The following is a 4,299-nucleotide window of genomic DNA, read 5'->3' as shown; positions in this document are numbered from 1 at the left end:
GAAATATCATCGTTATTTAGCCGCAAAGGGAGGAGTCATCGGGAAGTCACTCTTTTTGGTGCGGTGTCACTGGTCATGTTTTCTGAACAAAAGTTCTCTTGTTATGCTTTTTGGTGTTTTTACACAATAGGTGATTACTAAGTATCTGTTGTATAGAAGTTTTACATTGTAAATTCTAAGGCGATCATGGTGCGATTTCTTGATATATAGCTTATTTAAACCTCCATTGCTCCAAATCCTGCTCCATTTTTCTTAGATGAGATCTATCCAGCTTTCGAACGCAGCGTCGATATGCGTGTTTTGGATAGCAATCTAGCAAAACATGAATAATCACTTTAACGTTTCTGAATAAGAAAGTTGTTGTGCAACTAAATTACTGCAAATATAATTGATAATAATTCTCACTTGCGTTACAAGTTTGTTGTCAAATCAATGACAAACTTTAAATTATCGTTATTTAGCAGTTGTGTACGACCCTTACTCACCTATGAGTATTCTGACTTTCATTGTCATGAGTGGTGGTTTGTCTCAATGGCAAAGGAAGAAACATGAAGAAAACAATCAAATCAGTTCGCCAGTTAGTGAGCGGGCTTGCTATCGTTCTTGCATCATCGCTGATGAGCGCTCATGCGGAAACCATCACGATTGAACACGTAAAGGGCACCGCGAAGTTCGATGAAGTACCACAACGAGTTGTTGTTCTTGGTTTTGGTAGCTTGGACGTACTTGATAAAATTGGTGTAAAGCCAGTTGGTGCACCTCACAGCTTAATGCCTGACTACCTTGAGTCATACAAAGAAACAACGAAAAACACAGGCTCGTTAAGCGAACCTGATTTCGAAGCTATCTACATGTTGAAGCCAGACGTAATCATTGCGGAAAACCGCATGCTTAAGGTTTACGACAAGTTAGCTCAAATTGCACCAACGATCATGTTCTCTATTGAAGGTGATAAGTACTGGGCTGATGCACAGCAAAACTGGCGTTCACTGGGTGAGTTATTTGGCAAGCAGGCTGAAGTTGAAGCGATCATCAAAGAGACTCAAGGTTCAATCACTGCGGTAAATGACAAAGTAACCTCGGGTGAAACGACGGCGATGATGTTAATGAACAACGGCAACAATATTGCGATGTTCAACAAAGGCAGCCGTTTCTCAATTATCTTTGACGATTTCGGCTACGTTGAGTCAAAGAGTGCGACAGTCGCGCCAATTAAAGGTACGCACGGTAACCTTATCTCTTTTGAATACATTGCGGATGCAAAACCTGAAGTGCTTTACATCCTAGATCGTGAAAAAGCGATTGGCCGCTCTGAAGGTCGTGCACCTCAACTGTTTGATAACCCATTGGTAGCAGCAACTCCAGCAGCACAACAAGGCAACATCGTTTACCTTGATTCAAGTGCATGGTACCTAGCTGGTGGTGGTGTAACTGCAATCCACAGAATGTTGGGTGACATTGAACGTACCATTCAACAGTAATTTTTAATGAGTTTTTCGGGCTTATAAGAAACGTTCTTATAAGCCCTTTTCCACTTTTTATGCGGGCTACCCGAGACCTACCTTTAGTATTATTTCTATGTTGAAACCCATTGCAGCCGCTGTATTTCTTGTCGTGTTATGCGTTGCGTCATTGATGATAGGGGTCGCTGAAATCAGTTTTAGTGACTTCTTTAACGGCAACCAACACGCCAACTCTATTTATATCGTGAGTCGAATCCCTCGTTTGCTTGCTATTGTGCTCGCTGGCGCTGGTCTAAGTGTCTCTGGCTTAATCATGCAGCAGATTGTGCAGAATAAGTTCGCAGCGCCGTCTACGATGGGCACGATTGACTGTGCAATGTTGGGTTACATCGTTGGTATTCTGGTGCTAGGTAGTGCAGCTCAATGGAGCTACCTAGGTTTCATCTTTGCGTTTGCTGTGTTTGGCACCATGCTGTTGGTTCGCTTCTTACAGCATCTTAAGTTCAAGAGTGCGGTACTAGTGCCCTTGATCGGCATTATGTATGGCAACGTGGTTTCAGCACTGACGACGTTTATTGCTCACAAGTACGATCTAGTACAAACCATGTCTGCTTGGACTATGGCGAACTTCGCGAGCGTATTACAGGGCAGCTATGAAATCCTCTACCTTGCCGTTCCGGCTTGTATGCTGGCTTACTATTTCGCGAGTCAGTTCAGCGCAGCGAGTATTGGTGAGAGCTTTGCAAAGAACATCGGATTGAACTACCAGAAGATTGTTTTTATTGGTGTTGCTTTGGTGGCGATATGTGCGTCTTCAGTAGTAATGATCGTTGGCGTCATTCCATTCCTTGGCCTTATCGTTCCAAACATTGTCTCGCTGATGATGGGCGACAACATGAAGCGAATCCTGCCTTGGACAGCTTACTGGGGCGTGATCTTGGTCCTTGCTTGTGACTTGTTAGCTCGAGTTGTCATTTTCCCTTATGAGATTCCAATCTCGATGGTAATCAGCATCTTCGGTGGTTTGATTTTTATTTACCTAATCATGAGAGACAAGTCGAATGCGTGATTCAGTAAAAATCGCGATTCTGGCTATCGCGTCTTTGTGTATGACGGCCGTTTTTGTAGGGCAAGGGCTAACCTGGGATAACTACGAATTTTTCTTGTCGCTAAGAATGCCTAAGTTGTTATCCATCGTACTGGCAGCTGTGGCGATTTCTGCGTCGTCACTGGTCTTCCAAACTATTACCAACAACCGCATTCTGACCCCTTCAATATTGGGCTTTGATAGCTTGTATATGTTGGTTCAAACGTCGCTGTTATTTGTCTTTGGTGGCACGAGCTTTTGGGTAATTGATTCCATTGCAAACTTCGGCTTGTCTGTCTCTGTGATGATCTTATTCTCGTTTGCTCTGTTCCATTTTTACTTCAAGAGCAAGCGCAACAACGTATTTACCCTGTTGCTGATTGGTATTGTGTGTGGCAGCGTGTTCTCGAGCTTATCGAATTTCTTAGCAATGTTGATTGACCCGAACGAGTTCGCAGTGCTGCAGAACGTTATGTTTGCAAGCTTCAATAATGTGAAAAGTGAGTTGGTTTACCTAAGTATTCTTCCGTTAGGTCTGTGTTTGCTTGGGCTTTGGGTGTTGGCTCCAAAGTTGGATGTTCTATGGTTGGGCGTCGATAACGCGACAAGTTTAGGTGTAAATACCAAGCGACTAACTCAGATGATTTTGGTGATCGTATCAGTGATGGTCGCGGTATCGACTGCTTTGGTTGGCCCTGTGCTCTTCTTCGGCTTAATTACTGTCAGTCTAGCGCGCCAGATATTTAGCTCGTATCAACACCGTGTACTTATTCTTGCAAGTAGCTTATTAGCGGTGGTTCTACTCGTGTCTGGCCAATGGTTCATTGAAAAAGTGATGGCGTTTGAAACCACAGTCAGTGTGATCATTAACTTGGTCGGCGGTTTGTATTTTATGTTCTTGTTGTTGCGCACCAGAATTCAGTAAAGGTAGTAAGTAGTGATTAAATTAACATGTTTAAGTAAGAAGTATGGCAAGTCACTGGTTGTGGACGATGCCAGCGCTATGTTCCCAAAAGGGGAAGTGACTTCTATTATTGGCCCAAACGGTGCGGGCAAAAGTACGCTGCTTTCAATGGCCAGCCGTCTAACAGAAAGTGATGCAGGTGAAGTCCTTATTGGCGACAAGCTGCTTGCTGAGTGGGATACCAAAGAGCTAGCGAAACATCTGGCGGTACTCAGACAGTCAAACAACATCAACATGCGATTTACGATTCGTGAATTGGTTTGTTTTGGTCGTTTCCCGCACTCGCAGGGTCGCTTGAAAGACGAGGACAACAAGATTGTTGATACAGCACTAGAGCATTTAGGTATTACTGATATTCAAAACAAATACCTTGATGAGCTTAGTGGTGGCCAGCGTCAAATGGCATTCATTGCAATGGTTGTTGCACAAGATACCGACTATGTTTTCTTGGACGAGCCGCTTAATAACCTAGATATCAAGCACTCTGTTGAGATCATGCAGACGCTTCGTCGCTTGGCGCATGAATTTAATAAAGCGATCGTTATTGTGATTCACGACATCAACTTTGCCTCTTGCTACTCAGACAACATTGTAGCGATGAAAAAAGGCCAAGTAGTGAAATCTGGCAAGGTTTCTGAGGTAGTAGAAAAGTCAGTGATGGAATCGATTTATGAGATTCCATTTGAGATTCGTGAGTTCGATGGCGTCCGAGTTTGTATGTACTACTCAGGTCGTTAGTTAGTCTAAAACAAGCGAAAAGAGCTCCCATATGAGGAGCTCTTTTT

Annotated in this window: 4 protein-coding genes; all 4 read left to right on the top strand. The window is 43.4% G+C overall.

All coding sequences use genetic code 11. The features are described from left to right. Positions 1-548 precede the first annotated feature (548 nt). The 4 genes from BCT81_RS26615 to BCT81_RS26600 all read left to right on the top strand — a co-directional run bounded on the left by BCT81_RS26615 (position 549) and on the right by BCT81_RS26600 (position 4,252). Positions 549-1,481: an ABC transporter substrate-binding protein gene (locus BCT81_RS26615; protein ID WP_102426412.1), complete on the top strand. Its 933-nt coding sequence runs from the start codon at positions 549-551 to the stop codon at positions 1,479-1,481. Between the two features lie 97 nt (positions 1,482-1,578). After that, positions 1,579-2,532 (top strand): iron chelate uptake ABC transporter family permease subunit, encoded by a 954-nt coding sequence (locus tag BCT81_RS26610; RefSeq protein WP_102426411.1) that lies wholly within the window; start codon positions 1,579-1,581, stop codon positions 2,530-2,532. Beyond that, positions 2,525-3,475, top strand: coding sequence for an iron chelate uptake ABC transporter family permease subunit (locus tag BCT81_RS26605; RefSeq protein WP_004738887.1), 951 nt, complete (start codon positions 2,525-2,527; stop codon positions 3,473-3,475). Before BCT81_RS26610 ends, BCT81_RS26605 begins: the two co-directional genes overlap by 8 nt. A gap of 12 nt (positions 3,476-3,487) precedes the next feature. After that, positions 3,488-4,252 carry an ATP-binding cassette domain-containing protein gene (locus tag BCT81_RS26600; RefSeq protein WP_102426410.1) on the top strand — a complete coding sequence of 255 codons (765 nt, stop codon included), beginning with the start codon at positions 3,488-3,490 and terminating at the stop codon, positions 4,250-4,252. The last annotated feature ends 47 nt before the right edge of the window (positions 4,253-4,299 follow it).

It is taken from the genome of Vibrio sp. 10N.261.52.A1 (genome assembly GCF_002876325.1).
Taxonomy (GTDB): domain Bacteria; phylum Pseudomonadota; class Gammaproteobacteria; order Enterobacterales; family Vibrionaceae; genus Vibrio; species Vibrio chagasii.
Note: the sequence above shows the minus strand (reverse complement) of the source record. Positions and strands in the feature narration are given on the sequence as shown.